The following is a 3113-nucleotide window of genomic DNA, read 5'->3' on the forward strand; positions in this document are numbered from 1 at the left end:
AAGGTCGTCGACCTGATGGCCGCCCTGCAGGAGAGCATCCGCAAGGCGCAGGCAGCGCGCGGCGAGGACGCCGGCGATGCCGAGGTCCACGAGATACCGGAAAAGCCAGCGGCCGGGAAGCCCGCGAAGAAGACACCCGACAAGAAGACCGCGAAGAAGACCGCGACGGCAATGAAGTCGGCCCGGTCTTGATCAGTGGTTGAGACGGCACCTCGCCGTGCAGCGGGGGGCTCCGTCCTGGACGACGGACTTGTTTGGGCCGGGCGTCGTGCCGTCGGACACAGGATCCTGCGCAGCTGCTCGGCAGCCTGGTCAGCTCGCCGTGCTGGCCGACTCCTGCTCACGGTGGTGCTTGAGCGCATCGCGGGCGGCCAGTACATCGCCGGGAGCGAACTCGGTCCAGTACGGGTGGCACACGAGAACCTCAGCGAGTTCGAGTTCCCTCGCCCGCAGCCGGGCGATCTCCGCGGCGTCCACCGGGTCCCAGCCGGGCGAGGCGGGACGGGACGCCGGCCGCCACGCGTTCTCGTGCGTCTCCCACGCGCCCATCGGCTCCACCGACCACGGCACCCTTTCGAAGAGAGCTCGGAGGTCGGCGCGGACCTGATCAAGCTCGTTCTGGGCGTCGATCAGCATCGGGGGAAATTCGTACGTTGCCACGCCCCTACGGTACGTCTGTTCGAACCGGATCTCCGCCCGCCCAGGGCGGATTGCGGCAACTCCTGCGCCTTCATGCTGTCCCCGCGTCGGCTGGTGGATCGGCTGCTGATGTCTCTGTGAGCCGTTGTGCGGGCGTGCCGGTGGCCGGGGTCTGGCTGAAGTAGGCGAGGACATCGGTGGCCTGTGCTTCCCGGAGGACTCCCCGTTCGTGGGGCCCGCACAGGAGCTTGGTCCACGCGTCGACGAGCTGTGTCGCATGGCCAATCCCGAAGGTGACGACGACACAGCTGCCCCACCAGGGCGCGCCGGTCACTGCGCCGAGCAGGCCGCCCGTGATGCCGCGTAACGCCGACGTGCACGGCCCGACACGGGCCACCGAACGGCGCTACGGTCGGCGCCACCGGTGGCACAGTGGTGCCATGTGCTTCCCTGGCAAGTCACCGTGTTGACCCTCGCGTGATCACGGAGCACTCGCTCCTGATGTAACAGGTCCGAGATGGGAGGGGAGGTGGCGCACGGCCACCGACGCAAGCTCTTCTGCTTTCGCTGCTTCGCCGAGGATCTCGCCATCGAGCAGACTTTTGCTGAGGGTGTACCGGCCGCCGCGATGCGCGTCCAGGAAGAGTCTGAGGTCGGCCAGGCCCGGGCGCGTACAGGTGGAGAACCGCAACGTCCACATGCTGGTGAACGGGTAGAGCGCTCGCAACGCCGGCTCCCGGTATGCCGCCTCGATGAGCGCCTGGAACTCCGGCGCGTCTGCCTCAGCAGCCCGAGTCCGGAGGTGCTGCCACTCGGATTCCGCCAGCTGCGCCGGATCGTGGTCGGGCACCTCGAAGCGGCCCGTCAGATGCACGAAAGGCGCGGTCCGGCGGATCCCGGCCAACTCGGTTCCTCCATGCCAGGCCTGCGCAGCCCTGACAATCTGCGCGAGATCATCGGTGTCCCCGCCGATGAGTTCCATGCCCTGACACGACTCCTCGCCGCGGATCGACCACCACCGCTTCCAGGTGTACGCGCTGACGGTCAGCCTGTTCCGGTACGGAACGCTGCTCGCCACTGTGGCGCCGTACAGCGGGTTGGACTCTGACACCGCAACGGGGACCGAGAGGCCGTCCACATCCGCAGCGGCTTGGAGGACCGCTGCGAGGCTTCCTTCTGCCAGAACGTCGGGGTAGAACGCAGCTTGATCAGCAGGTGTGGTCATGAAGGAGATACTGCCGCAGCCGCCGCCATACGAGCGATTGGCTTGTTGACCTTCGGCTTGGCGGGTCCCACGGGGCGGTATTCCTCTGGGACCACGAGCGCTGGGGACTGGGGGTGCCCATGTGGGACTCGGTCGGCTCGATGCTTCGGGATGTCGCTGCCGCACTCGAAACACAGACGCCGGTGCTGCTGCAGCATGCCGCTCTCGGCGGCGCCGAGTCGACGTGTGTGGGCGAGGTCGACGAGCAGGGCGACTTGAACTGGAAGCCTGCTGGGTGAGCAGGAACTGGCAGATCAAGAGGGCATGACCCGCGGCTTGGAAAAGGAACTGCCGGACGGACCATTGGCCCCCTACCATCGACACCGTGATGTCGCGAAGATCGGATGCCGCGTAAGTCCCCGCGCCTGGTGCGCGCCGGCCGTACGGATCGCCAGGGGCACGACTCAGTGAGCACGCTGCTGATCACCGCCTGCCCTGGGCCACCCACGTGCGGCACCGTACACACGTACCTCTTTGTCGACGGCCTCGACGTGATCGCGCGCACCTACAACGGCGCAGCCGGCGGCCATCCCAGTCAGCTGCTCAGACCTGGAGGCCCGCTCTACCCGACCGATCAAGCCCGGAGCGTGGATGTTGCGACCTACGGGCAGGGCTCCCACACCGTCGCGGCGGTCGGAATCCGGATCCGGCTTCGGAAGCAGACCGTAATCTGGGGCGATCTGATGTACCCAGGTGCCGAGGACCGTGTCATCGAAGAAGTCCGCTTTGACCTGGCCCAGTACCTGGCTGAGATCGAGCGGGGCTACTCGCGATGGGGCTGCGGCACGTAGGGCGTCGGGGCTGAATCGCCAGGTTTGGGCCAGAATCACTGTCAGCGGCCTGGATCGGACCGCAGCGGCGTGACGTTGGAGGCTGTCCCGCTGAGCACGTCGCGCAGTTCCTGGTTCTCGAGCGTGAGTCTGGTGTTCTCCGCGAGGAAACCGTTCACGTCGTCTTTGAGCCGGGTGATTTCGGCATTCTTGTTCGCGATGGTCGTCTTGAGGGTGACGATCTTCGCGCGGAGGCGGGTCTCGACCTCGCTGGTGCCGCCTTGGGCTTCGACCCGTTCGTAGAACTCGTTCTTCAGGTCCAGGTGACGCTGGGTCAGGGCGTTTCTAGTGCTCTGACCGCATAGGTTGGCCGGTTTGGTGATCGTGGCGGTTGGATGGGTGGTGACGTCCGATCCAACCGCTGGAGGTGCGGTGGCCGA

At 66.7% G+C, this 3113-nt stretch carries 5 protein-coding genes and 2 pseudogenes; 3 read left to right on the forward strand and 4 right to left on the reverse strand.

Going from position 1 to position 3113, the window contains the following annotated elements:
• Window positions 1-192: pseudogene (locus ACFVWD_RS57935) on the forward strand (Ku protein); the annotation flags it as partial.
• Window positions 193-312: 120 nt separating this feature from the next.
• Here the strand turns inward: ACFVWD_RS57935 and ACFVWD_RS57940 are convergent.
• From ACFVWD_RS57940 to ACFVWD_RS57950, 3 genes are all read right to left on the reverse strand, one after another.
• On the reverse strand, window positions 313-660 hold the full coding sequence (locus ACFVWD_RS57940; protein WP_389607210.1) for a hypothetical protein: 348 nt from the start codon (window positions 658-660) through the stop codon (window positions 313-315).
• 70 nt (window positions 661-730) lie between these two features.
• Window positions 731-1036: a hypothetical protein gene (locus tag ACFVWD_RS57945; RefSeq protein ID WP_389607212.1), complete on the reverse strand. Its 306-nt coding sequence runs from the start codon at window positions 1034-1036 to the stop codon at window positions 731-733.
• Between the two features lie 84 nt (window positions 1037-1120).
• On the reverse strand, window positions 1121-1864 hold the full coding sequence (locus tag ACFVWD_RS57950; RefSeq protein WP_382132142.1) for a DUF6193 family natural product biosynthesis protein: 744 nt from the start codon (window positions 1862-1864) through the stop codon (window positions 1121-1123).
• Window positions 1865-1977: 113 nt separating this feature from the next.
• On the opposite strand from ACFVWD_RS57950, the gene ACFVWD_RS57955 reads away from it, so the two are divergent.
• Together ACFVWD_RS57955 and ACFVWD_RS57960 are read left to right on the forward strand one after the other, a co-directional pair.
• A complete protein-coding gene (locus ACFVWD_RS57955; RefSeq protein WP_389607214.1) occupies window positions 1978-2142 on the forward strand; it encodes a hypothetical protein in 165 nt (54 codons plus the stop codon).
• Between the two features lie 168 nt (window positions 2143-2310).
• Window positions 2311-2694 carry a hypothetical protein gene (locus ACFVWD_RS57960; protein ID WP_389607216.1) on the forward strand — a complete coding sequence of 128 codons (384 nt, stop codon included), beginning with the start codon at window positions 2311-2313 and terminating at the stop codon, window positions 2692-2694.
• A gap of 41 nt (window positions 2695-2735) precedes the next feature.
• Here the strand turns inward: ACFVWD_RS57960 and ACFVWD_RS57965 are convergent.
• Window positions 2736-3113, reverse strand: a pseudogene (locus tag ACFVWD_RS57965) (hypothetical protein); the annotation flags it as partial.

The organism is Streptomyces sp. NPDC058086, assembly GCF_042885015.1.
Taxonomy (GTDB): Bacteria; Actinomycetota; Actinomycetes; order Streptomycetales; family Streptomycetaceae; genus Streptomyces.

Excerpts from the sequence above, each read along its gene's own strand:
- ACFVWD_RS57950 (WP_382132142.1), bottom strand. The coding sequence starts at position 1,864 with ATGACCACACCTGCTGATCAAGCTGCGTTCTACCCCGACGTTCTGGCA.